This is a genomic window from Curtobacterium sp. MMLR14_002, assembly GCF_001864975.1.
In the GTDB taxonomy this organism is placed as follows: domain Bacteria; phylum Actinomycetota; class Actinomycetes; order Actinomycetales; family Microbacteriaceae; genus Curtobacterium; species Curtobacterium flaccumfaciens.
In genome coordinates, this window is sequence record NZ_MJGT01000052.1 from 78253 (window position 1) to 104871 (window position 26619).

A 26619-nucleotide genomic window follows, 5' to 3' on the forward strand; every position below is an offset into this window, starting at 1 on the left:
CCGGACCCGGGCCTCCCGGCCGTGCCGCTCGCTCGCATCCCAGCGCGCAGGGCGTCCGAGTGGTGCGAGGTTGCGTCCTCGGTGCGACCCGCGCCCCCTCGCACCACGTCCGGAACCTCGCACGGGCCGCGACGCCCCTCGCACCGTGCGAGGCGTCTCGTCTAGAGCGGCGGGCGCGTCCCGGTGAGGTCCTCGGCGACGGCCCAGAGCGAGCGGGCGAGGTCGGCACTCCGCGCGGACCCGGGGATCGACACGGTGGTGGTCGGACCGGTCATGCCGAACGGACCCGAGGGGCCGTAGTACGCGCCGCCCACGGCGTTCGGCCCGACCGCCGCGTACAGCAGCGGCTCGGTGCCCTGCTCGACGGCCTGGGTGAACGGCAGGGCGCGGTTGCTCGACCGCACCGGCTTCGACCGACCGAGCGAGCGCCCCGCGGCCTGCAGGTTCGTCCGGGTGTAGCCGGGGTGGGCGGCGGTGCTGACCAGGGGCACGTCGGCCTCGACCGTCAGGCGGTGCAGGTGCAGCGCGAGCAGCAGGTCGGCGAGCTTCGACTGCGCGTAGGCGCGCCAGCCGTTGTAGCCGCGCTCCCACTGCAGGTCGGCGAAGCGGATCCGGCCGGGGATCGCGGCGAGGCTCGACATCGTGACGACCCGGGGTGCCTCGGCCAGGGGACCGTCGGCGAGGGGCGTGCGCGCACGCAGCAGCGACGGCAGCAGCAGGTTCGTCAGGGCGAACGGGCCGAGGAAGTTCGTGCCGAACTGCAGCTCGAATCCGTCGACGGTCTCGAAGCGCTCCGGCGGGGCCATCACGCCGGCGTTGTTGACCAGGACGGCGATCGGACGTTCCTCGTCGACGATGCCGCTGGCGAAGCGGCGGACGCTCGCCAGGTCGGCGAGGTCGAGTTCGCGGACCTCCACGTCGGCTGCGGGGTGGACGGCGCGGATGCCCGCGGCGGCGGTCTCGCCCTTCTCGGTGCTGCGGACGGCGAGCACGACGCTGGCGCCGGCTCCGGCGAGGCGCAGGGCGGCCTCCTGTCCGGTGCCGCTGTTGGACCCGGTGACGACGATGCGGCGTCCGGTCTGGTCGGGGAGGTTCGGCATGCGGGTGACCGTACTCGTCCGGGCTGGCCGACCCCGGTCCGGGCCCGTGCCGACCCGGCCGCCGAACCGGTCGCCGACCCCGGTCCGGGCCCGGTGCGCGCACGCCGCGGCCGTGCTATGTTGATGCAAACGCATGGAAGTGCGACCAGGAGGACACCATGAGCAACGCATTCGGCACCGACCGTCCCTCGGACGTCCCGCCGCCCGCACCCGACCGGATCGGACCGCTGCAGCTCGGCCTCGACACCTTCGGTGACGTCACCGAGCGCGCCGACGGCAGCCTGCAGTCCGACGCGCAGAGCATCCGCGACGTCGTCGACCAGGCCGTCCTCGCTGACCAGGTCGGCGTCGACTTCATCGGCGTCGGGGAGCACCACCGAGCCGACTTCGTCGTGAGTGCCCCCGAGGTCGTCCTCGCCGCGATCGCCGCCAGCACCGAGCGCATCCGGATGGGCTCCGCGGTCACCGTGTTGTCCTCCGACGACCCCGTCCGCGTGTACGAGCGCTTCGCCACCGTCGACGCCCTGTCGAACGGCCGCGCCGAGGTCATCCTGGGTCGTGGATCCTTCACCGAGTCGTTCCCCCTGTTCGGCTACGAGCTGAGCGACTACGAGGTCCTGTTCGAGGAGAAGCTCCAGCTCTGGGCAGCCCTGCGCGGCGGCGACGCCGTGACCTGGTCCGGCACGAAGCGTGCGGGCCTGGTCGACCAGGACGTCTTCCCGAAGCTCGAGCACGGCGCCATCCCGACGTGGATCGGTGTCGGTGGCTCCCCGCAGTCGGTCATCCGTGCCGCGTCCTACGGCCTGCCGCTGTTCCTCGCCATCATCGGCGGGCAGCCCGCCCAGTTCGCCCCGTTCTCGCGCCTGTACCGCCAGGCCCTCGCGCAGCTCGACCTGCCGCAGCAGCCCATCGCCATGCACTCCCCGGGCTTCGTGGCCGCCACCGACGAAGAGGCCGCCGAGCGCTACTGGCCGTACCACAAGGCCGTCACCGACCAGCTCGGCCGGGAGCGCGGCTGGCCGCCCCTCGACGTCGCCGGGTACCGCGCGAGCCTGTCGGCCGGCGGTTCGCTCTACGTCGGCTCCCCGGAGACCGTCGCCCGGAAGGTCGCGCGCAACATGCGGATCCTCGGCGCCTCGCGCTTCGACATGCGGTACGCCACGGGTCGTCTGCCGCACGCCGACATGATGCGCTCGATCGAGCTCTACGGCACCGAGGTCGCACCCCGCGTGCGCGAGCTGCTGGCGCAGCCCGTCCCCGTCGCCTGACGGTCGCGGGCCCGTCCGGGGTCCGGTCCGGTCCGCAAGACACCGGTGTTCGCGCTCCACACCACCCTTCACGGGTGTTCGGAGCGTGGACACCGGTGTTTTGCGTCCCGGTTCCGTCGGGCACGGGCGCGCGGGCAACGGCCGGGAGGCCCGGGGCGGCCGCCGAGATCGGCTCACGGGGGCCGCGGGTACGGTCCAGGGCATGTCGTCACGCCCCGACCACGCCTCCGGTCCCGCTGCTGGTCACGCCTCCGACTCCGTCGTCGAACGCCGGTTCCGCGGCCGGATCATGGGCGTCGGCACCACCTCGGGCGTCCGGATCGTCGTCGGCATGTGGGACCGCTCGCCGTTCGGGCCGTTCACGGACGTGTTCCTCGAGCTGCCCGACGGCACCAGCGTGCTGCTCGCGCCCGACGAGATCGTCGCCGCGTACGTCTCCGGCACCTACCGCTTCGACACCGTCTCGGTCGTCGACGTCCGGGCCCGCCGCACGGCCAGCGGCCTCGAGCTGTCCGCCGGGGCGCTGCAGGCCTCGATCGACGTCGGCGGCATCTCGCCGCTCGGCCGGATCCTGCGCATCGTCCCGAAGCCGATCGCCCGCGACCCGCGCTGGCTCGCCGCGATCGACCCCGTGGCACGGCTGCTCGCGCCCGGGTCCGGTACCGCGGGCTCGGCGGGCAACGGCCGGCGCGAGTACTACGGCGTCACCGGGGCGCACGACGTCACCGGTGTGCGCGGGACCTGGGCGGGGGAGCCCCTCGGAGACCTGGCGCCGCTCGACCCGCCCGTGGCGTTCGGCTTCGCCTCGATGCCGAAGATCCCGCAGGTCGTCGACGTCGAGACCACGATCCGCGAACCCGCCTGACGCCGGCTGGCCCGCCCACGGTGCCGCCCGCCGGTTCCGTGCGAGCGCATGTTCCGACGATCCGCGCGTCGATCGACTCGTGTCCGGTCGCTCGATGCACACGCATCCGGTGCGTGTGCATGCAACGACGTTCCACCTGTCGATCGACGCGTGTGGTGTCGCTTCCTGCACACGCATGCACGGCTCGGAGGCCGGCGCGCGCCGGGCGGGGGCGGCGTGGCGGGCGTGCACCGGGCCTCCAGGCCGACCGCGACCGGGCCACGTCGACGCGCCGGGCTGACGCGTCCAGCGCCGGAGGGGCACACTGGTCGGAACGGTACGGCCCCGTGCACCGACGGTCGCACGTCGGCGGAAGCGGGGCGCATGACGCAAAGGAGCACCATGACCGACACACAGACGGACCAGCGCGCCGCCATCTCGGACATCGTCCACGGCGCCCACACGGCCCTGCTCACCACGGTGAGCGAGGACGGGAACCTGCACGCCAGGCCCCTCGCGGTGCAGGACAAGACGTTCCACGGGACCCTGCGGTTCCTGGTGCAGGACGGCAGCGAGAAGGTCGAGGACATCGCGCGGAACCCGCACGTCAACGTCTCGATCGAGTCGCAGGGCGGGTACCTGTCCATCGCCGGGACCGCGACCGTGACCCAGGACGACTCGGTCGTCGACGAACTGTGGTCCCCGTTCGCCGAGGCCTGGTTCCCCGAGGGCCGCCAGGACCCGTCGATCCGGCTGCTCACGGTCGAGGGGGTCTCGGTCGAGTACTGGACCCAGGACACCGGGCCGGTCGGCAGCCTGGTGCAGATGTTCAAGGCGGCGCTCGGTAAGCAGAGCCAGCCGGACACCGGCGACCACGGCACGGTCGAGCTCTGAGGCGCGACGCCTGACGCGTGACGCCGTCGTCCTGTCCGGACGGCGGCGTCGCGTTATGTCGGGGCGCCGCGCGCGGTGCTTGTGCTTGTGCGCGGTGCGCGGGCGACGTGCCGCCGCCTGCGAGGGCTGTGCGTCAGCCGCTCACGGAGGGCCGAGCAGCCACAGCACCGCGACCAGCACCGGCTGCCCGGCCAGCGCGGCCGTCACGAAGGTCCACCGCATCCAGGGCTTCGCGACCAGCTCGGGCGACCCGAACAGCGGCGCGAGCGGCATGAGCAGCCGCGGGGTCGAGGCCATCGGCAGCGACACCGCGAAGATGTAGAGCGCGTACGCGGCCGAGTACAGCACCGTCGTGGGCCCGAGCCGCAGCGTCGACCGGCGGAGCAGCCAGATCGGGTACGCGACGAGCAGGAACACCACGATCAGGATCCCGCCCACGCCGAGCCAGCGGCCCGCGATGAGGAACCACGGCGTCAGCGGCACGAAGTCCACGCGGCCGATGAAGTTCACCCACCAGGACATCTCGGTCTCCAGGTAGGCGTTCGGTGTCCCGGTGGCGTGCGAGGCGATCACCGGCCAGGCGAGCCCGGCGAGGACCATGGTCAGGCCCGCGGCGACGACCCGGACCTGCTCGCGCAGCGGGAAGCCCTCGAACACCCGGCCGGTCTCGCGCCGTGCACGGACCCACCGCACGAGTGCGACGACGCCGAGCACGAGCGGGATCGCCAGGGCACCGGGGCGGGTGAACGCCGCGGCGACGCCGAGTGCCGTCAGGAGCCCGTAGCGCCGACGCTCCAGCGCGAGCAGCGCCCCGAACGACAGCGCGAGGAACATGCTCTCCGCGTACCCGACCTGCAGCAGGAACGACAGCGGACCGCAGCTGAAGAAGAAGACCGCCCACATCGCGGCGGCGTGCCCGGCGCGGTCCCGCACCAGGCGGTGCAGCAGGTAGGTGGCGAGCAGCCCGGCGACGATCGCGACGAGCGGGGCACCGAGTTCGAACGGCACCCCGGTCGAGGCGGTCAGCGCCCGGATCGTGAAGGGGAACGCCGGCAGGAAGGCCCAGGCGTTCTGCGCGACGTTGCCGGCGGCGTCCAGCGGCAGCGCGTCGGGGTACCCATGCAGCGAGATCTGCTCGTAGTACTGCCCGTCCCAGGCCACCAGGAAGGCACCGAAGCCGTGCTCGTTGCCCCAGATCGCGTTGCCCGGAAGCGCGCGACCGATGAGCGGGTACGCGAGCGCGAGCCACAGGGTCGACAGGACCCGGCCGCCCGTCCAGACGAGCAGGACCGCCGCCCACGCCGGCAGGGAAGCCACGGTGTCCAGGACACGTCGTCGACCGCTGGCCGTGCCCGCGGCGACCACACCGGCGCTGTCGGTGCGGCTCACGCGCGAGTTCCTCGGCGTTCGGGTGGTCGGGTCGGCACCCGGCCAGGGTAGTCGGCCCGAGCATGAGGATCGCCCGGAACTGCGCCTGGAGGCCCGTCCCGCGTCGTGTGCGCCGCGTCGCGTCCGGTGGGTGGCGGGTTCGGCGTCCGGCGGGTGGTCGGTGCCGCGCCCGGTGTCCCGTCCGGTGTCCCGTCCGGTGGGCGGCCCGTCCGTGACGGCGCGGACGTCCGCGGGCATAGTCTCGGTGGGCGATGACGACGACGGCGACGACACCCAGACGACGGACGCACAGCACGGCGGTCGCCGTGCTGGTGGCCGGGACCTTCTTCATGGAGCTGCTGGACGGCACGATCCTGGCGACCGCCGCCCCGGCGATGGGGCGTGACCTCGGGGTCGACTCCGCCGCGGTGGGCGTCACGATCACCGCGTACCTCGTGACCCTCGCGGTGTTCATCCCGGTGTCCGGCTGGCTCACCGACCGGATCGGTTCCCGGACGGTCTTCGCCGGGGCCATCGCGCTGTTCACGATCGCGTCGGCCCTGTGCGCGCTGTCCACCGGGCTGGTCGAGCTGACGCTGTGGCGCATCCTGCAGGGCCTGGGTGGGGCGCTCATGGTGCCCGTCGGCCGGCTCGTCGTGCTCCGGAGCGCGGGGCGCGAACAACTCGTCACCGCCATCGCCATCCTGACCTGGCCGGCCCTCGCCGCACCGATCATCGCGCCGTTCATCGGCGGGGTCCTCGTCGAGACGCTGTCGTGGCACTGGATCTTCCTCATCAACATCCCGCTCGGCGTCATCGCCCTCGTCGCCGCCCTGGTGCTCGTACCACAGGAGCGTGCGGCACAGCGGGTGCCGTTCGACTGGTTCGGGTCGCTGCTCGCCTGCGTCGGGCTCGGCTCGCTCGTGGTCATGGCGTCCTTGCTCGCGCTGGACGTCGTGCCGGTCACCGCGGTCGTCGTCTCCGGGGTCCTCGGCGCGGTGTGCTGCTGGCTGGCGATCCGGCACTTCCGCCGGGCTCCGCACCCGATCATGGGGCTCGACGCGTTCCGACTCGAGACCTTCCGGGTGTCGCACGCCGGCGGCGGCCTGTTCCGCCTGGCGGTGTCCGCGGTGCCGTTCGTGCTCCCGCTGCTGTTCCAGGACGCCTGGGGCTGGAGCGCCGTGCTCGCCGGGTCCGCGGTGCTGTGGGTGTTCGTCGGCAACCTCGGCATCAAGCCGATGACGACCCCGTTCCTCCGCTGGTTCGGCTACCGCCCGGTGATCATCGTGTCGTCGGCCGTCGCCGCGCTGACCGTGGTCGCGATGGCGTTCATGACCGAGGACACCCCGTTCTGGCTGCTCGCCGTCCTGCTCGTCGTCAGTGGTGCCGCCCGCTCCGTGGGCTTCACGGCGTACAACACCATCGCCTTCGCCGACGTCGAGCAGGCCGACATGACCCCCGCGAACACGCTGTCGTCGACGCTGCAGCAGACCGCCGCGGGCTTCGGTGTCGCCGTCGCCGCCGTGGTCATCCGCGCGGCCTCCGGGCTGGGCGGCGACGGGCCGTACGCGGCCGCGTTCTGGGTCATCGCCGCCCTGCTCGTGGTCGCCTGCGTGGAGGGCATCCTGATGAGTCGCACAGCGGGCGACACCGTCCGTCCGGTCCGCCGTGTCCGTGCCTGATCCCGCCGCTGTCCGTTTCCGTCACGGTCACACGGACGAAACCCGGCAGGCGTTACAGTCTCAGCAACCGTCCGCGGTACCCGAGTACGGTGACCGCGGCAGGGTGACCGGAACACCCGGACAGGAAGGCAGCATGGCCGCGCCAGAGCAGCAGAGCACGATCGCATCAGAGCAGACCGTGCAGCCCACGCAGCTCCGTGTCGTCAGTTACAACCTCCGCGAGCACACCGCGAACAGCGAGCTCGCCGCACTGGCCGAGGCGTCCGACGCCGACGTCCTGTGCGTGCAGGAGTGCGACAGCAACGACCTCGCACCGTCGATCGGCGGCCTCTCGCTCGCCGCGTCGACCCGCACCAACCGGCTCGGGCTCGCGATCTACAAGCGCGACGACCGCTTCGAGGTGCAGGACTTCAGCATCCACTCGCTGCAGAAGTCGCTGCACGACCGGGTCCTCGCACCCGCACACGAACGGCTCATCGCGATGCACCTGCGTGACACCGAGGCCGATGCCGAGGTCGTCGTCGCCTCGTTCCACGCCTCACCGCTGACCGCGACGAACTCCCTGCGCCGCAAGCAGATCGAGGCCGCGCACCAGTTCCTGCGCGAACTTGCGAAGGACGTCCCCGCGGTCATGGTCGGCGACTTCAACTACCCGTGGTTCCAGACGAACCTGCGCCGCAAGATCGAGCAGGGCGGGTTCGCGCTGTCGCTGTCCGACCAGCCGACCTACCTGCGCTACCGCAAGTTCACCGGCCACTTCGACTTCGCGACGAGTGTCGGCCTGCACATCGCGGGCGTCGAGACCCTGCCGGCCGGTATCTCCGACCACCGCCCGATCCTGGTCCGTGCGCACTACGAGCACCCCGGCGAGACCGGCGCCGTCACCACCGTCGAGGCTCCCGCCGCCTGACCCGCGTCGGCGGCCGCTCGTGCCGGCCGCCGAGGTCGCACGACATGCCGCGTGCGCATCGCCGCGTGGTCGGGAACTGTCGGTTGCGGGCCCGGCGGGCGACGGTTCGTGCGACCTCGGCGGAGGTGAGCGGGGAGTCGTGACCGCTCGGCGGTGGGCCGTCGGGAGCGTCGGAGGGCGCGTGGCGAGGTCGCACGACGTGCCGTGTGCGCGGCGCCGAGTGGTCCCGAACTGTCGGTTGCGGGGGCGTCGGGCGACGGTTCGTGCGACCTCGGCGGAGGTGAGCGGGGGTCTGACCGCTCGGCGGTGGGCCTTCGGGCGCGTCGGCGGTGCGTGCCGAGGTCGCACGACATGCCGCGTGCGCATCGCCGCGTGGTCGGGAACTGTCGGTTGCGGGCCCGGTAAACGACGGTTCGTGCGACCTCGGCGGACGTGGGCGGGGAGTTGTGACCGCTCGGCGGTGGGCCGTCCGGAGCGTCGGCGGGCGCGTGCGAGTTGCACGACATGCCGCGGGTGCGTCGCCGAGTGGTCCCGAACTGTCGGTTGCGGGGGCGTCGGGCGACGGTTCGTGCGACCTCGGCGGAGGTGAGCGGGGAGTTGTGACCGCTCGGCAGGGGGCCGTCGGGCGCGTCGGAGGTGCATGCCGAGGTCGCACGACATGCCGTGTGCGCGCCGCCGAGTGGTCGGGAAGTGTCGGTTGCGGGGGCGTCGGGCGACGGTGCGTGTGACTTCGGCGGAGGTGAGCGGGGAGTCGTGACCGCTCGGCGCACGACGCTGGGCGCGTCCGTCCGGGCGGCGACGCACCGGAGGCCCGGTGCCGGTCTCGTGGACCGGCACCGGGCCTCCAGGCGGTTGCCCTCGGAACCCGCCCGCGTCAGCGACGCAGCGTCGCCCGCGCCAAGCGGTTGCCGATGAACTGGCCGAGCTGCACGATGACGACGATCGCCGCCACCGAGACGTAGACCACCCACCAGTCGTAGCGCTGCGAGCCGTAGGTGATCGCGTACTCGCCGAGCCCGCCACCACCGATCAGCGCACCCTGCGCCGTCATGTCGACGATGCCGATGTAGATGAACGTGTAGCCGAGGATCAGGGGGCCGAGACCCTCGGGGATGAGCACGGTCAGCAGGATCGAGACCGGGTGCGCACCCGAGGCCCGAGCAGCCTCGACGACGCCCGGGTCGACCGACAGCAGGTTCTGCTCGACGATCCGGGACACCGCGAAGGCCGCGGCCAACGAGATCGCGAAGGTCACCGCGGGGACACCGATCGTGGTCTGCACGACGACCCGCGACAGTGGCGCGATCGCGGCGAGGAAGATCACGAACGGGATCGGGCGGATCAGGTTCACGAACACGTTGAGCACCGTGTACGCGGTGCGGTTGCCGAGGACGTTGCCCGGCCGGGTCGCGTAGAGCAGCAGGCCGAGCGCGAGGCCGATGACCCCGGCGATGACCAGCGAGATCAGCGACATCACGATGGTGTCGCGGATGGCGGCGAGGAAGACGTCGAACGTGTCGATCACGCTCTGGAACGAGTTGTTGTTCACGCGGCGGCCTCCTCGTCGGTCGTGACGCCGTCAGCGCGCAGCGCGGCGATCGCGCGATCGATGGCGTCGGGCTCGGCGCCGGGCGCGCTCAGCTCGTAGGTGAGCGACCCGATCCGACGCTCCCGGATCTCGCCGACCCCGCCGTAGACGAGCTCGGCGGTGATCCCGGCGGCGCGGAACGCGGCGTCGATGCGGTTCTGCAGCCCGGCCTCGTCGGTGATCTGCACCGTGACGAGCCGACCCGGGTGGCGGTCCCGCAGGCGCCGGAGCGTCTCGGCGGAGGGCCGGTCGTGCAGCGCGGTGCGGACGAAGCGCTGCGCGGCGCCGGTCTTCGGGGTCGAGAACACGTCGTAGACGTCCCCGACCTCGACGACCCGACCCTGTTCCATCACGGCGACCCGGTCGGCGATCTGCCGGACGGCGTCCATCTCGTGCGTGATGACGATGATGGTGACGCCGAGCTCCCGGTTGACCCGGCGGAGCAGCGCGAGCACCTCGGACGTGGTCTCCGGGTCGAGGGCGCTGGTCGCCTCGTCGGCGAGCAGCAGGTCCGGCGACGCGGCGAGGGCGCGAGCGATGCCGACGCGCTGCTTCTGGCCGCCGGACAGCTGCTCCGGGTAGGCGTGGGCGCGTTCGAGCAGGCCCACGAAGTCGAGCAGCTCGGCGACGCGACGGTTCCGCTCGGCCTTCGGCACGCCGGCGACCTTGAGCGGGTACGCGACGTTGCCGGCGATCGTGCGGGACCGGAACAGGTTGAACTGCTGGAAGATCATCCCGATGTTGCGACGCGCCAGACGGCGGTCCCGCTCGGGGATCGCCGTCAGTTCGCGGCCCGCGACGGTCACCGTGCCGGAGCTCGGCAGTTCCAGCGCGTTGACCAGGCGGACCAGGGTGGACTTGCCGGCACCGGAGTACCCGATGACGCCGAGGACCTCTCCCTGGTGCACGTCCAGGGAGACGTCCTCGACGGCCACCACGGTCTCGCCGGTGTCGGCGCGGCGGTAGTGCTTCGAGACGCCGCGGAGTTCGACGAGGACCGGCACTACTGCTTGGCCGCCTTCGCGTCCTGCTCGACCTGGGCGAGCTCGTCCTGCAGCTTCGAGGCGCTCTCGTCGCGGGCGACGGCCTCGGGCAGGTCCTTCGCGAAGGCCTTCTGCACGGCGTCGTCCTGGAACAGCTCCGCCAGGTCGAGGTAGGTCTTGTTGCCCTTGTCCTCGTCGCGGACGGCGAACACGTTCACGTACGGGGCGGCGCTCGCGCTCGAGGGGTCGTCCTGGTAGATCGCGTCCGAGATCGGCAGACCGGCGGCGGTGGCGAAGTTGTTGTTCACGACGGCGGCGGCGACGGAGCCCTGCTGCAGCGCGTTCGCGGTCTGCGAGGCGTCGAGGGGCTGGACGTCGACCTTCTTCGTCTCGATGTCGTCGGCGGTGGAGAACGCCGACCCGCCGTCCTTCAACGTGATCAGGTCGGCCGCCTGCAGGATCAGGAGCGCACGGGCCTGGTTGATCGAGTCGTTCGGGATCGCGACCTTCGCGTTCGCGGGCAGCTCGGACGGCTTGTCGTACTTCGTCGCGTAGAGCGGCAGCGGGTAGACGGCGGTCGAACCGATCGGCTGCAGGTCGTCGTTCGAGGTGACGTTGTAGTCCGCCAGGTACTGGATGTGCTGGAACTGGTTGATGTCCAGCTGGCCGTCCTTGAGGGCGGGGTTCGGCAGCGAGTAGTCCGAGAAGTTCGTCAGCTTCACGGTGACGTTGAGCTTGTCCTTCGCGAGCTTCGTGTACGTGCTCCAGTAGCCGAGCGACTTGTCCGAGACACCGATCGTGACGGTCTTCGGGGCGGCGTCACCAGCGGCACCGGCGTCGTTGCTCCCGGAGCGGAGGGCTCCGACGACGACGGCGACGACGATGGCCACGACGACGATCGCGGCGGCGACGATCCAGCCGATCGGGCGCTTGCCCTTCGGCTTCTCGGGCAGTGCGGGGGCTGCGGACATGCTGGTGCTCCTCGTGGGCAGTGCGTGTGGGGGAGCCGCGGTGGTCCGCGGCGTGGAGACGAGTGTGACGTGCGGTCCACCCCCGGTGCGAGTTCCGTTCCGTCGTGTTACGCAGCACTCGATCCGTGCCGCCTGCGTCGGAGCACGCGTCCCGACACGACTTGGTTGACTCGGATCGTGCGCAGCATCGAACTCGTCCTCGGCCCGGAGTCGGACGCCGCCGTGCGGTCCGCCTGGCAGGCCCTGATCGACGCCGACCTGCCGAGCCTCGGTCGGCACCCGTCGCCGTCGAACGCCCCGCACGTCACCCTGGCCGCCGGGGACACGCTGCCCGTGCCGGCCGGGTTCCGCACGTCGGTGCCGACCTCGATCCGGCTCGGCGGGCTGCTGCTCTTCCCCGCGGGTGCCGGTCGGTCGGTCCTCGTGCGCGCGGTGGTCCTCGACGCGGCGCTCACGACCTTCCACGGCGAGGTGCACGCGGTCGCCCCCGGCGGCGTCGAGACGTCGGTGCCCGGGCACTGGTCGCCGCACGTCACGCTGGCCCGCCGGGTGCGCGACGAGGACCTGCCGCGCGCCGTCGCTGCGCTGCGCGCCGTGCCGCTGCCGGAGACGCTCGACGTCGGCGGCGTGCGGCACTGGGACGGCGAGACGCGGACGATCACGCCGCTCGCGTTCACGACCGACTAGCGGGGCACGGCCTGGAGGCCCGGGTCAGGTCCCGAGCACCCGCTCGCCGAACGCGGATGCGAACGTCCGCTCCGGGTCGGCCCGGGCGACGAGGTCGCGGAAGTCCGCCAGCCGCGGGTACAGCCCGGCGATCGCCGCGTGGTCGAGCGAGCTCATCTTGCCCCAGTGCGGTCGGCCGTCGAAGGCCGCGAGCCGGGACTCCAGGTCGGGCAGGAGCGCGGCGACCTCGGTCGGGTGCTTCTTCCAGGTGAACGCGATGCAGAGGACGTCCTCGCCCTGGGTCGGGCTGAGCCAGAGGTCGTCCGCGGCCATCGTCCGGAGTTCGCAGACGTGCAGGTGCGGCTGGATCCGGTCGGCGAGCCCCCGGAGCGCGTCGAGGGCGGCCGCCGCGTGCCGGAGCGGGACGAAGTGCTCGCTCTGCACCTCGGACCCGTGGCTCGGGACGGACCCGATCGGGAAGTGCGGCAGGCGGTCCCACCACGGGCCGACCGAGCCGTCGCGCGCGGTCCGGCGGTCGTCGCCGGGGGTGCCGGGCAGGCGCCGTGCGCCGGCCAAGGTCTCCGGGACCGGCACGTCCTCGGCGCCCTCGGGGACGCGCGACTTCACCAGGACCTCGGTGATCGCGTCGCCGAACACCGTGTAGGCGCACACCGAGTACGCGGTGGCGTGCACCTCGGCGGCGTTCGCCGTGAAGGTGTCCCAGGGGATCGCGCCGTAGACGTCCTGACGCATCCGGTAGGCGGGTTCCACGTCGAGGGTCACCCGGGTCACGATGCCGAGCAGTCCGAGGTGCAGCACGGCACCGTCGAACGCGGGGTCCGTCCGGTCGATCGTCCGGGCGGAGCCGTCCGGACCGAGCACCTCGAACGCGCGCACGGCGGTGGCGAGCGAGCCCAGTGTCGTGCCGGAACCGTGGGTGCCGGTCGCGACCGCACCCCCGACCGAGATGTGCGGCAGGGACCCCGTGTTGTGCAGGGCGAACCCGGCACGGTCGATGTCGGCCGCCACGTCGCCGTACCGGGTGCCGGCCCCGAGCGTGACGGTGCGGTGCTCGGTGTCGACGACCAGGTCGGTGGGGATGCCGGTCAGGTCGAGCAGGGTGCCTGCGGTATCGGCGACGTCGTTGAACGAGTGCCGGGTGCCGAGGCCGTGCACCCGATCGGCGTCGGCCACGACCTGGGCGGCCTCGTCGATCGACGACGGGCGGACCACCCGTCCGGCCGTGTACGTGACCGTGCCGGACCAGTTGAGCTCGCTCGTCGTCGACCGCATGGCGCCCACCCTGCCACGCGGTCCGGAGACGGGCGCGGGCCGGGCGCCGGTCCCGTCACGGGTTCGGCGTCCGGCCGGGCTCGTCGGTCGGTGCGCGAGGCTCGTCGGTCAGTGGACGGGCGGGGGCGTCGGCGCGCCCTCGGGCACCTCGGGCCGGCGGACGAACACCGACGCCAGGATGCCGAACAGCGAGATGATCGCGCCGACCATGAAGGCGGTGCCGACGCCCGACGCGGTGGCCACCTGGACCCCACGGGCACCGGAGCCCTCGACGGCGGTGGCCGCACCGATCGTCAGCAGCGTGACGAACAGGGCCGTGCCCGCCGCACCGGCGAGCTGCTGCGCCGTGCCGAGCACCGCGCTGCCGTGCGAGTACAGCTTCGGGGGCAGCCCGCCGAGCGCCGCGGTGAACAGCGGCGTGAAGGTCAGGGCCAGGCCGATGCTCAGCACCACGTGCGCACCGAGGACGAACCAGACGCTGGTGTCGACGCCCACGGTGGAGAGCGCCCAGAGCACGGCGCTGACGATGATCGATCCGGGGATGAGCAGCACGCGCGGGCCACGGCGGTCGTAGATGCGACCGACGACGGGGGAGAGCAGGCCCATCAGCAGCCCACCGGGGAGCAGCAGCAGGCCGACCTGCAGGACCTCGAGGCCGAGCACGCGCTCCAGGTAGATCGGCAGCAGGATGAGCGTGCCGAACATCGCCATGAAGCTCAGGCCCATCGCGACGATCGGCACCGTGAAGCCACGGGTGCGGAAGGTGCGCAGGTCGAGCAGGGCGCTGTCGGTGCGCTGCAGGCGCGTCTGCCGGACGATGAACACCGCGAGGGCCACGGCACCGACGACCAGGGCGGTCACCGGGACGAGCGGACCGGTCGTGCCGGCTTCACCGATGCTGGACAGGCCGTAGACGATGCCGCCGAACGCGAAGGCGGAGAGGATGACCGAGACGACGTCGATCGGTGCCTTGCGCGGCGTCGAGACGTTCTGCACCTTGACCATGCCGAGGATGAGCGCCGCGATCGCGATGGGCAGCACGAAGCCGAACAGCCAGCGCCATGAGAACGCGTTGAGGATCAGGCCGGAGATCGTCGGGCCGATGGCCGGAGCGACCGAGATGACGATCGAGATGTTGCCCATGATGCGGCCACGGTGTGCGGGGTCGACGAGGGTCAGGACCGTCGTCATGAGCAGCGGCATCATGATCGCGGTGCCGCTGGCCTGCACGATGCGGCCGACGAGCAGGACGGTGAAGCCCGGCGCGAGCAGGGCGATCAGCGTGCCGACGGAGAACAGGCCCATCGCCCAGACGAACACCGGTCGGGTGTTGAAGCGCTGCAGCAGGAACCCGGTGATCGGGATGACGACCGCCATGGTGAGCAGGAAGCCGGTGGTCAGCCACTGGCCGGTCGCGGCGCTGATGTCCAGGTCGTCCATGAGCCGGGGCAGGGCCACGCCCATGATGGTCTCGTTGAGGATGACGACGAACGCGGAGACGAGCAGCAGCCCGATCACGAGTCGGGTCTCGGCAGCGGACGGCTGCGAGACGCTTCCCGTGCGGGGGGCGGAATCGACGGCCTGGGTCATGCGGGTGCTCCTGGTGGGTCACGACGGGTGGAACGGGTGTGGCGCAGGACGCGCAGACAGGCCAACTCCCTGAGTGGATGCGATTATTCCGCTTCGCTCCGACATCCGCAGGTGAACGATCGGTGCCGAGCCGGCCGGTCGTCGGCGCAGCTCCCATGCACGTCCGCTCAGTGCAGGATCGCGAACCCGTCGGCGTCGCCGTGCGGCACCACCGACCGCAGGCTGACGTCGGTCACCGTGGCCGACGGCGGCCCGGTGCGCAGGCACTCGACCAGCGAGTCCACGGCGACCGAGGGTCCCTCTGCCTCGACCTCCACCGTGCCGTCCCAGAGGTTCCTCGCGTAGCCGACGAGGTCGAGCCCGTCCGCCTTCCGAGCGGTCCAGTACCGGAAGCCGACCCCCTGGACCGTCCCCGACACCACGGCATGCACCCTCGTCACCGTCGTCATGTCCTCCACGCTAACCGCGGCGGCCCCTCGGGAGTTTTCGGCCCCGTGACGATCTGTTTCCGGCTCATGACGAGCGCACCGCGTCGGCAGTGATAGTGTCATCCCAACCCGAACACTTCGAGTCAGATTGACACTATCTCCACCATGGACGAAGCAGGCATCCGCGTCGCGGTCTCCACCGTGATCGTCGCACTGCGCCCGCACCCCGACACCGGGGCCCCGGCGCTGTGGATGCCGCTCGTCCGTCGCGTCGCCGAACCGTTCGAGGGTTCCTGGGCGCTCCCCGGCGGCTGGGTCGGCGACGACGAGGGCCTCGAGGACTCCGCGGCCGCCCGACTGCGCGAGACGACGAAGGTCCAGCCGCGGTACCTCGAGCAGCTCTACGCGTTCGGTGACGTCGGACGCTCCCCGAGCCGCGTGGTGTCGATCGTGTACTGGGCGCTCGTGCACCCGGACGAGGCGAACGTCGTGCCCGACGACTGGAACGTCCGGTGGTTCCTGGCCGACGAGCACCCGCCCCTCGCCTTCGACCACGACCGCATCGTCGAGTACGCCCTGTGGCGGCTGCGCAACAAGATGTCGTACTCGCGGATCGCGCAGGCGTTCCTCGGTGACCGCTTCACCCTCGCCGAACTCCGCGGCGTGTACGAGGCGGTGCTCGGCCGAGCACTCGACCCCGCGAACTTCCGTCGGCAGGTCGAGAAGACCGACGCGGTCCTGCCGACCGACGAGACCACGAGCGGGGGTCGGCACCGTCCGGCCCGGCTGTACCGCTCGAACCCCGACCTGGCCTACGCGGACAACGGCCCGCTGCAGACCGGAGCCGATCAGCACCAGCAGCGGAACCGATAGGAAGCCCCGTGTCCATCGCCACGACGATCGAACTCATCTCCAACGGCAAGGCCGGCGGCAGCACCTGCACGCCCGACCTCGCCATGCCGACGTGGGACTTCGACTCCCGCCCCGGGTACGGCCCGGGGTCGTCGATGTCCGACGTCATCCCGACGAGCGCCCCGCGCCAGGGCGTCCTGCCCGACGAGTACAAGACGACCCCGACCGACGAGCTCCACGAACGCATCGAGCGGGCGAAGGCCACCCTCGGCGACCGGGTCGTCGTCCTCGGGCACTTCTACCAGCGCGACGAGGTCGTCCGGCACGCGGACTTCCTCGGCGACTCGTTCCAGCTCGCGAACGCCGCCCTGACGAAGCCCGACGCCGAGGCGATCGTGTTCTGCGGCGTGCACTTCATGGCCGAGACGGCCGACATCCTGGCCCGCGACGACCAGCGCGTGATCCTGCCGAACCTGGCCGCCGGCTGCTCGATGGCCGACATGGCCGACATCGACAGCGTCGAGGCCGCGTGGGCGGAGCTGACCGCGGTGTACGGCACCGAGCCCGACGCCGACGGCCGCGTCCCCGTGATCCCGGTCACCTACATGAACTCCGCCGCCGACCTCAAGGCCTTCTGCGGTCGCAACGGCGGCATCGTGTGCACCTCATCGAACGCCGCGACCGTGCTCGAGTGGGCCTTCGAGCGTGGGCAGCGCGTCCTGTTCTTCCCCGACCAGCACCTCGGCCGCAACACCGCGAAGGCGATGGGCATCAGCACCGACCTGATGCCGATGTGGAACCCCCGGAAGCCCCTCGGCGGCAACGAGACGAGCGACCTCGAAGCGGCGAAGGTCATCCTCTGGCACGGCTTCTGCTCGGTGCACCGCCGCTTCACCGTCGACCAGATCGACCAGGCCCGCCGCGAGCACCCGGGCGTGCAGGTCATCGTGCACCCGGAGTGCCCGATGGCCGTCGTCGACGCCGCTGACCACGCCGGCAGCACCGACCTGATCCGGAAGACCGTCGCCGCGGCCACCGAGCCGACGACGTTCGCGATCGGCACCGAGATCAACATGGTGAACCGGCTCGCCGCCGAGTACCCGCAGCACACGATCTTCTGCCTCGACCCGGTCGTCTGCCCCTGCTCGACGATGTACCGGATCCACCCGGGCTACCTCGCCTGGGTGCTCGAGGCACTCGTCCGCGGCGAGGTCCTCAACGAGATCGTCGTCCCCGCCGACGTGCAGGCCGACGCCAAGGTCGCGCTCGAGCGCATGCTCGCCGCCAAGCCGCGCGGCTGAGACGCGGACCCGACCGAACGAGGGAGACCACCGTGCACGTCGTCATCGTCGGCTCCGGCATCGCCGGCTTGACCGCAGCGATCCGCGCCAGTGCCCTGCACGACGTCACCCTGGTGACGAAGGGGGCGCTCGCCGACAGCGCCACCGCGTACGCCCAGGGCGGCATCGCGGTGGCGCTCGGCGCAGACGACTCCGCGGCGCTGCACCAGGCCGACACCCACGTCGCCGCGGCGGGCAGCGCCGACGCCCGGGCCGTCGAGGTCCTGTGCACCGACGGGCCGGCCCGCGTCCGCGACCTGCTCGCCCTCGGGGTGCCCTTCGACCGGTCGTCGGACCCGGCGACCCTCGACCGGTACGGCGACGACCTCGCCCGCGGCCGTGAAGCCGCGCACGGCCGGTGGCGCGTCGTGCACGCCGACGGTGACGCGACCGGCGCCGCGATCGAACACACCCTCATCGCGGCACTGCACCGACGGCACGTCACGATCCTCGAGCGCACGAGCCTGACCGACCTCGTCGTCCGCGGCGGGGTGGTCGTCGGCGTCGACGTCCTCGACCTGCTCGGGGAACCCCGCCGCCTCGACGCGGACGCCGTCGTCATCGCGTCCGGGGGAGCCGGACACCTGTACCGCGAGACGACGAACCCCCTGGTCGCGACCGGTGACGGGGTCGCCGCCGCCTGGCGCGCCGGCGCCGTCCTCGCCGACCTGGAGTTCGTCCAGTTCCACCCGACACGGCTGGCCGTCCCCGGTGGCGGCCTGGTGTCCGAAGCCGTCCGCGGTGAGGGCGCCGTCCTCCGTGACGCCGCCGGGCACCGCTTCATGACCGACGTGCACCCGGACGCCGAGCTCGCCCCGCGTGACGTCGTCGCGCGGGGGATCGCCGCCGCGGTGCGCGACCAGGGCGGCGCGCCCGTGCTCCTCGACGCCACCGGCCTCGACGCCGGGTTCCTGGTCACGCGGTTCCCCGGACTCACCCGGGCCACCCGCGCCGCCGGCTTCGACTGGACCCGCGAGGGCGTCCCGGTCGCACCGGCCGCGCACTACTCGATGGGCGGCATCGCCACCGACGCCGAGGGCCGCACCAGCCTGCCCGGACTCCTCGCCGTCGGTGAAGCCGCCTGCACCGGGGTCCACGGCGCCAACCGGCTCGCCTCGAACTCCCTGCTCGAGGGACTCGTCTTCGCGGTCCGCGCAGCGGACGCGGTCGCCGCACCGCGACCCGGCCTGCTCCGCCTGCGCGGGGACGCCGGTCTCCACGTCACCAGCGTGCCCCGAGCGGCCGACGCGATCCGTTCCTCCCGTCCGACCCTGCCTGGAGGCGCGACCCACCTCGACGACGTCGGTGCCGTCCGTCAGGCGGTCCAGTCCGTCATGACGGACCGCGTCGGGCTGCTCCGTGACGCCGTCGGGCTGGCCAGCGCGCGCCGCGACCTCGACGCGCTGACCGCGCCGACCGGCGGGGGCGTGCGCGAGCACGAGGACCGTGCGCTGCTCGACCTGGCGCGACTCGTCGCGCTCGCCGCCGAGGCCCGCACCGAGTCCCGCGGGGCGCACGCCCGCACCGACCACCCCGACACCGACCCCACCGCCCCGGCCTCGTACGCCTGGGTCGCCGACCACACCGACGCACACCCCGACGAGCACACGGACGAACGCACCGACGGCTCCGCAGTCGTCCCGCAGGAGGTACCCGCATGACCACCGACCCCGGCACCATCCCGCCGCACGCGCTCCGTCGCGTGATCGAGACCGCGCTCGAGGAGGACGCACCCTGGGGCGACGTCACCAGCGAGACACTCATCCCCGCCGAGGCGACCGCGACCGCGACCCTCGGCGCGCGCGAGCCCGGCGTGCTGAGCGGCGGGGCGGTGTTCGTCGCCGTGATGCACGCCGTCGACCCGGCGATCCACGCCGTCGTGCACGTCGCCGACGGCACGCGCTTCGTCGCGGGCGACGTCCTCGCGACCGTGACCGGGTCGGCGCGGGCCGTGCTCCGGGCCGAACGGGTCGCCCTCAACCTGGTGCAGCGGATGTCGGGCATCGCGACGACCACCGCGGCGCACGTCGCTGCCGCCGCGGGCACCTCGGCGCGGATCGTCGACACCCGGAAGACGACGCCCGGCCTCCGAGCACTCGAGCGGTACGCCGTCCGGTGCGGCGGCGGACACAACCACCGCACCTCGCTCTCCGACGCCGTGCTCGCCAAGGACAACCACCTGGCGGTGCTCCTGGCCGGCGGGATCGGCATCGGCGAAGCGATCGCCCAGGCCCGCCAGCGGCTCGGGCACACCGTGCACGTCGAGGTCGAGGTGGACCGAATCGACCAGATCGAACCCGTCGTCGCTGCGGGGGTCGACACGATCATGCTCGACAACTTCACCCCGGACGAACTCGTGACCGGGGTTGGCATCGTCGCCGGACGCGCGCTCGTCGAGGCCTCGGGAGGCGTGTCGCTCGACACCGTCGCGGCGATCGCGGCGACCGGCGTCGACGTCATCTCGGTCGGGGCGCTGACCCACTCGGCGCGGGCGCTCGACCTCGGGCTCGACATCGACGTCGCGGTGCCGGTGCGGGACTGACCGTGTTCTACCTGGACCGCGCCGCCACCACCCCGGTCCGCCGCGAGGTGCTCGAGGCGATGTGGCCCTACCTGACGGGGGTGTTCGGCAACCCCTCGTCGACGCACGGGGTCGGGGACGAAGCCTCGCGGGGACTCACCGCCGCACGGGCCGCCGTCGCCGGGGTGCTCGGGTGCCGGCCCGCCGAGGTCGTCTTCACCACCGGCGGCACCGAGGGGGCGAACACCGCGATCAAGGGGATCGCCCTCGCCACACCCCGCGGTCGGCACGTCGTCACGAGCGCCACCGAGCACGAGGCGGTGCTGGAGAGCTGCGCGTACCTCGCCCGCTTCCACGACTTCGACGTCACCGTGCTGCCCGTCGGCCCGGACGGCCGCGTGGACCCGGCGGTGCTGCGAGCGGCCCTCCGCCCGGACACCACGCTCGTCTCGATCGCGCACGCCGACAACGAGATCGGCACCGTGCAGGACGTCCCCGCGCTCGCGGCGGTGGCGCACGAGGTCGGGGCGCGGTTCCACACCGACGCCGTGCAGTCCGCGCCCTGGTTGCCGGTCGGTCTCGGGGTGCTGGGCGTCGACGCGCTGTCGTTGTCCGGGCACAAGCTCGGCGCCCCGAAGGGCACCGGCGTGCTCGCGGTGCGCGCCGGCGTCCCGCTCGAGCCGCTGCTGCACGGCGGGGGACAGGAACGGGGGCGGCGGTCCGGTACCGAGGACGTGGCCGGAGCCGTGGCGGTGGCGACCGCCCTCGGGCTGGCGGCGGCGACGGTGCGGTCGGGGGAGAGCACCGCGACCACCGTGCGCGACGCGGTGCTCGACGGCGTGCTCGCCGCGGTCCCCGGCGCGTTCGTCACCGGGTCGCGGGAGCACCGGCTGCCCGGGCATGCATCGTTCTGCTTCCCGGGCGTCAACGGCGAGACCGTCCTGCTCGAGCTCGAGCAGCGCGACGTGGTGTCGTCGTCGGGCAGCGCCTGCGCTGCGGGAAGCACCGAGGCCTCCCACGTGCTCACGGCGCTCGGGATCCCCGAGGACGTGGCGCGCACCGCGCTGCGCCTGACGTTCGACGCGGCCCTGACGGCCGACGACGTCCCGGTCGTCGTCGGGGCCGTGGCCGACGCCGTGGCGACCGTCCGCGCCCTCGCCTGAGGTGTACTAGACGTTCTACTCCATCTCTGGGTACGTGTCCCCCCTTCTGCGGACAACTGATCTGCGTCAGAGTGTCGTCATGGCAAACGCGATGATGACCCGGACACGACGGGACGACCGCTTCCGAGCGGTGCAGCTCCTGCCGGCGCCGGCCACCCTCGTCGCGCTCGCCCTGGCAGCGCAGCACGACCTCGGCACGGCCCCGCTCGGGATCATCGCCGTGGTCGGAGCGCTCGCGACCGCCGGGAGTGCCCTGCTCCCGATGGTCCGGCCAGCCGCCGCCCACCGGTCGATGCCCGCACCGACCGAGACGGACCGGTACCGAGAGGACACCGAACACCCTTGAGGTCCACCACCGTGCGGTTCCCCTGAACCGAGCCGCGCGGTGGACCCAGACCGGATGTCGACCCCCTGATCGACGTCCGGCGCGGGGCGCGACGTTCCCCCTGTCGTCGTGTCCCGCCGTACACCGCGATCCCGCCGTGGGTCGACGTCCGCACCCCTGAGCGGCGTCGGTTCCCCTGCAGCCCACGGCGGGATCCGGTTCCCCGGTAGCGTCGTCGCATGCCCTCGTACCGTGCGACCCTGGCGATCGGTGCCCTCGCACCCGGCATCGCCCCGGACGCCGTCCTGCCCGCCGCGGCCGCCCTCGTGCGCGAACACGCCGTGGTCGAGGCCGAGGACGTCCGGCTGCTCCGTGGTGTCCCCTGTGCCGTCGTGCGCTTCGAGGCCGAGGACGACCGTGCCGCCGCGGCCGTCCGCGACGCCGCAGTCGACGGGCTGCGGGACGTGGTCGAGATCCGCTCCGACGTCGTCACCCGGCGCGAGGGCGGTCGCTGGATCCCGGTCGCCTGACAGCCAGGCAGTCGCCTGACAGCCGGGCGGTCGCCTGACGGTCAGGCGCTGTGCGTCGCCGGTTCGGGTGTCCCCGGCCAGACGTAGTCCAGGTCGTCCGGCACGCCCGGGAACAACTCCCGGTAGTGCTCCGGCGCCTTCTGCACGAGCTTCGACCGGTGCGAGATGTGCAGGGCCTCGTCGTCGTTCCACGGCGGGATCGGCACGTCGCCACGCTCGTACGCCGCCAGGTCCTCCGGCACGCGGCCCAGGTCAAGCAGGGTCTTCTCAAGACACGTGTCGGCGTACCCGCGCTCGGCCCAGACGCGGCACGTGGCCTCCTGGTACGCCATCAGCGCCGGACGGTAGCCACGCCACATCGCCGTCACCGGGTGGTGCTGCCAGCCGTAGTCGGGGAGCGTCAGTGCGCGCATCACCTGCAGGGTCTCGACCCGCTGCTTGCCGAGCCGCCGGTCGTCGAGGACCTCGGCGGATGCCCGGAAGTCGGCGTACGGCAGGAAGGTCTGCATGGCGCGGACGCTACCCCGACCGACTGGCACCCGACACATGTCGTCACGAACGTGCCGCCCGCCCCGGCAGCGTGTGAGCATCGACCGCATGAGCGGAGAACTGGTCGTCGGCGTCAGTGGCAGCCCATCGGACCCCTCGCGGACCTCGACCCTGGTCGCGGCGACGGTGGCCCGGTTGGCCGAGGAGATCGACGGTGCCCGGACCGAGACGATCGAGATCGGTCCGCTGCTCGCTGACCTCGGAGCGGCGTCGGGTCGCGAGACCATGTCCGACCGCACCCGCCGGGCACTCGAGACGGTGGAGGCCGCGGACGTGCTCGTCGTGGGCAGCCCGGCCTTCCGGGCGGCCTACTCCGGCGCCTTCAAGCTCTTCTTCGACTGGGTCGGCCAGTACGACCTCGTCGACACCCCGGTGCTCCTGACCGCCACCGGCGGCAGCGATCGGCACGCCCTGCTCGTCGAGCACCAGATGCGCCCGCTGTTCGGGTTCTTCCAGTCCACGACCCTGCCGCTCGGGGTGTTCGGCAACGAGCGGGACTTCACCAAGCGCGAGGGTGGCTACGACATCGCGAGCGTCGACCTGGAGCTCCGTATCGACCAGGCCGTGCGCCGGGCCGTGCCGCTCATCCGCGGCGGCTTCGCCACCGCAGGCCTGAACGACGTGCGGCGCCCCGCCGAGTTCTGATCCTCACGCCCGGCTCTTCCGGGCGTCCCTGGTGCTTCCGGGCGTCCCTGGTCGAAAGTTCTCACCAGGTATGCCCGGAACCACCAGGCATCGCGCGTGCCATGGGAAGGAACGGGCGCGACCCAGCGTGACCAGATGGCGGACGGGAGGCCCGTGGCGACGCCGCCACGGGCCTCCCTTCCGGTGGTCGGCTCAGCCGAGCAGGGACGCGACGTGCGCGACCGCCAGGCGGTAGCCGTCGGCGCCCGCGCCGGCGATGACCGCCGTCGCGGCGGTGGCGACGTGGTCGACGTGGCGGAACGGCTCGCGCTTCCACGTGTTCGACAGGTGCACCTCGACGACGGGGACCCACAGGGCCTCCACCGCGTCGTGCAGCGCGACCGAGGTGTGCGCGTAGGCGGCGGGGTTGATGACGACCGCGGCGAAGTCGTCGAGGGCCTCGTGCAGCCACTCGACCAGCTCGCCCTCGCGGTTCGTCTGGCGGAAGTCGGCCTCGAGCCCGTGCACGGCCGCCTCGGTGTGGACGATCGCCTCGATCTCGGCGAGCGTCACGGTGCCGTACTGCTCCGGGTCGCGGCGCCCGAGGATGTCGAGGTTCGGGCCGTTGAGGACGAGGATGCGCGACGCGTCGGTCATGGGCCGAGCGTAGCGAACCGGGGGCCGCGCTGCGCGGCTCGGACGATGCATGCGCTGGCTATGTGAACGGTCACAAATCGGTGTAACGTCTCCGTCCGGGTCGGCAGAGTTGTCGACTGCAACACACTGACGTGGAGATGTGAATGGTTCTCGCTGCAGCGAACGAAGGGATCCGGCTCGACTTGGGCTGGGTCGACTACCTGATGATCATCGTGTACTTCGCGGTCGTCATCGGGATCGGGTTCACCGCCCGCAAGCAGGTCCGGACGAGCATGGACTTCTTCCTGTCCGGGCGCTCGATGCCGGCGTGGATCACGGGCCTGGCGTTCGTGTCCGCGAACCTCGGTGCCACCGAGATCCTCGGCATGGCGGCCAACGGTGCCCAGATCGGCATGGCCACCCTGCACTACTACCTCGTCGGCGCCGTGCCCGCGATGGTGTTCCTCGGCCTCGTGATGATGCCGTTCTACTACGGCTCGAAGGTCCGCTCCGTGCCGGAGTTCATGCTGCGCCGCTTCGGCAAGGCACCGCACCTGGTGAACGCGATCGCGTTCGCGGTGTCGAACGTGCTCATCGCGGGCATCAACCTGTACGCGATGGCCATCGTCATCGAGGCCATGCTCGGCTGGCCGGAGTGGCTGGCGATCATCGTCTCCGCCGGCTTCGTGCTCGTCTACATCACCCTCGGCGGGCTCTCGAGCGCGATCTACAACGAGGTCATGCAGTTCTTCGTGATCATCGCCGGGCTCATCCCGCTGACGATCGTCGGTCTGCACCGCGTCGGCGGCTGGGATGGCCTGTCGAAGGCCATCACCGAGACCCAGGGCGTGCAGCACCTGCAGGCCTGGGCCGGCACCGGCTTCGGTGACGTCACCAACCCGATCGGCGCCAACTGGCTCGCCATCGTGCTCGGCCTGGGCTTCGTGCTCGGCTTCGGCTACTGGACCACGAACTTCACCGAGGTGCAGCGTGCGTTCTCGGCGAAGAACATGTCCGCGGCCCGCCGCACCCCGCTCATCGCCGCGATCCCGAAGCTCTTCATCCCGGCCATCGTCGTGATCCCCGGCCTCATCGCCGCGGCCGTCGTGGGCAACCAGTTCGCTGACGGCACGCTGACCTACAACGACGCGATCCCGAAGCTCATCCAGATGTACCTGCCGACCGGTGTGCTCGGCATCGCGGTGACCGGCCTGCTGGCGTCCTTCATGGCCGGCATGGCGGCGAACGTCTCGTCGTTCAACACCGTCTTCACCTACGACATCTGGCAGCGCTACATCCGCCCGAACATGCCCGACCTGCACTACCTGAAGACCGGCCGCTGGGTCACCGTCGTCGGCGTCGTGGTCGGCATCGCGACCGCGTTCATCGCGGCCCAGGCGTCGAACATCATGACGTACATGCAGACGCTGTTCTCGTTCTTCAACGCACCGCTGTTCGCCGTGTTCATCCTCGGCCTGCTGTGGAAGCGCATGACGACGCAGGGTGCGCTCTGGGGCTACGTCCTCGGCATCGTGACCCCGACGATCACCTGGATCGCCTACCTGGTCAACCCGGACCTGTTCGCCACCGCCACCGCGGAGACCCTGTACGGCGCGATCATCTCGTTCGTCACCGTGCTGGTCGTCGGCTTCGTCGTCTCGATGCTCACCAAGCCGAAGGACGAGAAGGAGCTCGGTGGACTCGTCTACGGCGTGGGCAAGATCGACCTGCACGGCGACTCGGTCGCGACGGACACCGCCTGGTACCGCTCGCCCGCCCTGCTCGGCACCGTCGCGCTCGTGCTGTGCGTCGTCCTGTACCTCCCGTTCCTCTGATCCGCGAAGGAGACCACTTCTCATGAGTGACACCACCACCCCGGGCGCCATGACCGAGGAGCAGAAGGCAGCCCTCGTCCGCTCCACCCGCCGACTCGACCTGCGCCGCATCCTCGGCGGCCTGTTCGTCCTGTACGGCGTGATCACGACCATCGTCGGGATCGTGCACTGGAACACCGACCCCGAGAAGACCGGCGGGATCCACATCAACCTGTGGGTCGGAATCTCGCTGCTCGTCGGCGGCGGCCTGTTCTTCCTCTGGGACCGCCTGAACCCGGTGCCCGCCGAGGACATCATCGGCCAGGCCGAGGCCGAGTCGCACCAGCGTGCCGCGGGCGAGGGGCGCGAGCTGGCCTGAGGCTGCTTTGGTCGAGCGTCCCCGGCCTGACACGGAACGACGAAGTCGCTGTCGGACGACAGCGACTTCGTCGTTTCCGGCCTGGGCTGCGGACGCCTTGACCGGAGCCGAGCGCGGCGGGTAGCATTGATATGTCGATCGGGTGCTGCTCGGTCGAAAGTGAGCCCCGGAGCATCCTGCAGCCAGCGCGGGACCGGGGTTTTGCGCTTTCGGGGGCGTGCGTCAGGAAACCAGGATCGGGCTCGTCGGCTCGTCCCGTCCACCACCGGGTTCTGACTCGTCCACGTACGCCCGCATCCGA

General features: G+C 71.9%; 26 protein-coding genes. 16 read left to right on the forward strand and 10 right to left on the reverse strand.

Features of this window, described 5'->3' with window-relative positions; genetic code table 11:
* Nucleotides 1-161: 161 nt before the first annotated feature.
* The gene (locus BIU91_RS08705; RefSeq protein ID WP_071405091.1) at nt 162-1100 is read right to left on the reverse strand and encodes an SDR family oxidoreductase; all 939 of its coding nucleotides are present in this window, start codon (nt 1098-1100) and stop codon (nt 162-164) included.
* Nucleotides 1101-1258: 158 nt separating this feature from the next.
* Between BIU91_RS08705 and BIU91_RS08710 the strand changes: the two genes are divergently transcribed.
* The 3 genes from BIU91_RS08710 to BIU91_RS18890 all read left to right on the forward strand — a co-directional run bounded on the left by BIU91_RS08710 (nt 1259) and on the right by BIU91_RS18890 (nt 4106).
* Nucleotides 1259-2368: an LLM class flavin-dependent oxidoreductase gene (locus tag BIU91_RS08710; protein WP_111233255.1), complete on the forward strand. Its 1110-nt coding sequence runs from the start codon at nt 1259-1261 to the stop codon at nt 2366-2368.
* A 202-nt stretch (nt 2369-2570) separates the two neighbouring features.
* Complete coding sequence (locus tag BIU91_RS08715; RefSeq protein ID WP_071405092.1) at nt 2571-3233, forward strand: hypothetical protein; 663 nt, start codon at nt 2571-2573, stop codon at nt 3231-3233.
* Nucleotides 3234-3614: 381 nt separating this feature from the next.
* Nucleotides 3615-4106: a pyridoxamine 5'-phosphate oxidase family protein gene (locus tag BIU91_RS18890; RefSeq protein WP_071405093.1), complete on the forward strand. Its 492-nt coding sequence runs from the start codon at nt 3615-3617 to the stop codon at nt 4104-4106.
* 141 nt (nt 4107-4247) lie between these two features.
* On the opposite strand, the gene BIU91_RS08725 is transcribed toward BIU91_RS18890, so the two are convergent.
* On the reverse strand, nt 4248-5495 hold the full coding sequence (locus tag BIU91_RS08725) for a hypothetical protein (RefSeq protein WP_084740916.1): 1248 nt from the start codon (nt 5493-5495) through the stop codon (nt 4248-4250).
* A gap of 251 nt (nt 5496-5746) precedes the next feature.
* Between BIU91_RS08725 and BIU91_RS08730 the strand changes: the two genes are divergently transcribed.
* Together BIU91_RS08730 and BIU91_RS08735 are read left to right on the forward strand one after the other, a co-directional pair.
* Nucleotides 5747-7156, forward strand: coding sequence for an MFS transporter (locus BIU91_RS08730; protein WP_071405094.1), 1410 nt, complete (start codon nt 5747-5749; stop codon nt 7154-7156).
* 133 nt (nt 7157-7289) lie between these two features.
* Complete coding sequence (locus BIU91_RS08735) at nt 7290-8066, forward strand: endonuclease/exonuclease/phosphatase family protein (protein WP_071405095.1); 777 nt, start codon at nt 7290-7292, stop codon at nt 8064-8066.
* Nucleotides 8067-8940: 874 nt separating this feature from the next.
* Here the strand turns inward: BIU91_RS08735 and BIU91_RS08740 are convergent.
* Genes BIU91_RS08740 through BIU91_RS08750 form a run of 3 tightly spaced genes read right to left on the reverse strand, consistent with a single transcriptional unit; the run spans nt 8941 to nt 11608 of the window.
* Nucleotides 8941-9615, reverse strand: a complete 675-nt coding sequence (locus BIU91_RS08740; protein ID WP_017888525.1) for an ABC transporter permease subunit — start codon at nt 9613-9615, stop codon at nt 8941-8943.
* The gene (locus BIU91_RS08745; RefSeq protein WP_071405096.1) at nt 9612-10658 is read right to left on the reverse strand and encodes a methionine ABC transporter ATP-binding protein; all 1047 of its coding nucleotides are present in this window, start codon (nt 10656-10658) and stop codon (nt 9612-9614) included. Before BIU91_RS08745 ends, BIU91_RS08740 begins: the two co-directional genes overlap by 4 nt.
* Entirely contained in the window at nt 10658-11608 is a 951-nt protein-coding gene (locus BIU91_RS08750; protein ID WP_071405097.1) for a MetQ/NlpA family ABC transporter substrate-binding protein, read from the reverse strand. Before BIU91_RS08750 ends, BIU91_RS08745 begins: the two co-directional genes overlap by 1 nt.
* A 177-nt stretch (nt 11609-11785) precedes the next feature.
* Between BIU91_RS08750 and BIU91_RS08755 the strand changes: the two genes are divergently transcribed.
* A complete protein-coding gene (locus BIU91_RS08755) occupies nt 11786-12295 on the forward strand; it encodes a 2'-5' RNA ligase family protein (protein WP_084740920.1) in 510 nt (169 codons plus the stop codon).
* Between the two features lie 24 nt (nt 12296-12319).
* On the opposite strand, the gene BIU91_RS08760 is transcribed toward BIU91_RS08755, so the two are convergent.
* The 3 genes from BIU91_RS08760 to BIU91_RS08770 form a co-directional block, all read right to left on the reverse strand.
* Nucleotides 12320-13567 (reverse strand): D-arabinono-1,4-lactone oxidase, encoded by a 1248-nt coding sequence (locus tag BIU91_RS08760; RefSeq protein ID WP_071405098.1) that lies wholly within the window; start codon nt 13565-13567, stop codon nt 12320-12322.
* Between the two features lie 108 nt (nt 13568-13675).
* Nucleotides 13676-15157: an MDR family MFS transporter gene (locus tag BIU91_RS08765; RefSeq protein ID WP_084740922.1), complete on the reverse strand. Its 1482-nt coding sequence runs from the start codon at nt 15155-15157 to the stop codon at nt 13676-13678.
* Between the two features lie 167 nt (nt 15158-15324).
* Entirely contained in the window at nt 15325-15606 is a 282-nt protein-coding gene (locus tag BIU91_RS08770) for an acylphosphatase (RefSeq protein ID WP_071247546.1), read from the reverse strand.
* A gap of 144 nt (nt 15607-15750) precedes the next feature.
* Here BIU91_RS08770 and BIU91_RS08775 point away from each other — a divergent pair, with 144 nt between their 5' ends.
* The 7 genes from BIU91_RS08775 (at nt 15751) to BIU91_RS08805 (ending at nt 22316) form a co-directional block, all read left to right on the forward strand.
* Nucleotides 15751-16458, forward strand: coding sequence for an NUDIX domain-containing protein (locus BIU91_RS08775; protein ID WP_071405099.1), 708 nt, complete (start codon nt 15751-15753; stop codon nt 16456-16458).
* Nucleotides 16459-16466: 8 nt separating this feature from the next.
* Nucleotides 16467-17738, forward strand: coding sequence for a quinolinate synthase NadA (nadA, locus tag BIU91_RS08780; RefSeq protein ID WP_071405100.1), 1272 nt, complete (start codon nt 16467-16469; stop codon nt 17736-17738).
* Nucleotides 17739-17770: 32 nt separating this feature from the next.
* The gene (gene nadB, locus BIU91_RS08785; RefSeq protein ID WP_071405101.1) at nt 17771-19438 is read left to right on the forward strand and encodes an L-aspartate oxidase; all 1668 of its coding nucleotides are present in this window, start codon (nt 17771-17773) and stop codon (nt 19436-19438) included.
* Nucleotides 19435-20319, forward strand: coding sequence for a carboxylating nicotinate-nucleotide diphosphorylase (nadC, locus tag BIU91_RS08790; protein ID WP_071405102.1), 885 nt, complete (start codon nt 19435-19437; stop codon nt 20317-20319). The genes nadB and nadC overlap by 4 nt, the downstream gene beginning before the upstream one ends.
* A 2-nt stretch (nt 20320-20321) precedes the next feature.
* Complete coding sequence (locus BIU91_RS08795) at nt 20322-21461, forward strand: cysteine desulfurase family protein (RefSeq protein ID WP_071405103.1); 1140 nt, start codon at nt 20322-20324, stop codon at nt 21459-21461.
* Nucleotides 21462-21540: 79 nt separating this feature from the next.
* Nucleotides 21541-21807 carry a hypothetical protein gene (locus tag BIU91_RS08800; RefSeq protein WP_111233264.1) on the forward strand — a complete coding sequence of 89 codons (267 nt, stop codon included), beginning with the start codon at nt 21541-21543 and terminating at the stop codon, nt 21805-21807.
* Between the two features lie 218 nt (nt 21808-22025).
* Nucleotides 22026-22316 carry a hypothetical protein gene (locus BIU91_RS08805; protein ID WP_071405104.1) on the forward strand — a complete coding sequence of 97 codons (291 nt, stop codon included), beginning with the start codon at nt 22026-22028 and terminating at the stop codon, nt 22314-22316.
* Nucleotides 22317-22357: 41 nt separating this feature from the next.
* Here BIU91_RS08805 and BIU91_RS08810 read toward each other — a convergent pair whose 3' ends face one another.
* Complete coding sequence (locus tag BIU91_RS08810; RefSeq protein WP_071405105.1) at nt 22358-22825, reverse strand: MSMEG_6728 family protein; 468 nt, start codon at nt 22823-22825, stop codon at nt 22358-22360.
* 88 nt (nt 22826-22913) lie between these two features.
* Here BIU91_RS08810 and BIU91_RS08815 point away from each other — a divergent pair, with 88 nt between their 5' ends.
* Nucleotides 22914-23510 (forward strand): NAD(P)H-dependent oxidoreductase, encoded by a 597-nt coding sequence (locus BIU91_RS08815; RefSeq protein WP_042538253.1) that lies wholly within the window; start codon nt 22914-22916, stop codon nt 23508-23510.
* Nucleotides 23511-23702: 192 nt separating this feature from the next.
* On the opposite strand, the gene aroQ is transcribed toward BIU91_RS08815, so the two are convergent.
* Nucleotides 23703-24146, reverse strand: coding sequence for a type II 3-dehydroquinate dehydratase (aroQ, locus tag BIU91_RS08820; protein WP_027466301.1), 444 nt, complete (start codon nt 24144-24146; stop codon nt 23703-23705).
* Nucleotides 24147-24289: 143 nt separating this feature from the next.
* Here aroQ and BIU91_RS08825 point away from each other — a divergent pair, with 143 nt between their 5' ends.
* Both BIU91_RS08825 and BIU91_RS08830 read left to right on the forward strand, forming a co-directional pair.
* Entirely contained in the window at nt 24290-25960 is a 1671-nt protein-coding gene (locus BIU91_RS08825; protein ID WP_071405106.1) for a sodium:solute symporter family protein, read from the forward strand.
* A 22-nt stretch (nt 25961-25982) separates the two neighbouring features.
* Nucleotides 25983-26318 (forward strand): hypothetical protein, encoded by a 336-nt coding sequence (locus BIU91_RS08830; protein WP_027466303.1) that lies wholly within the window; start codon nt 25983-25985, stop codon nt 26316-26318.
* Nucleotides 26319-26619 lie beyond the last annotated feature (301 nt).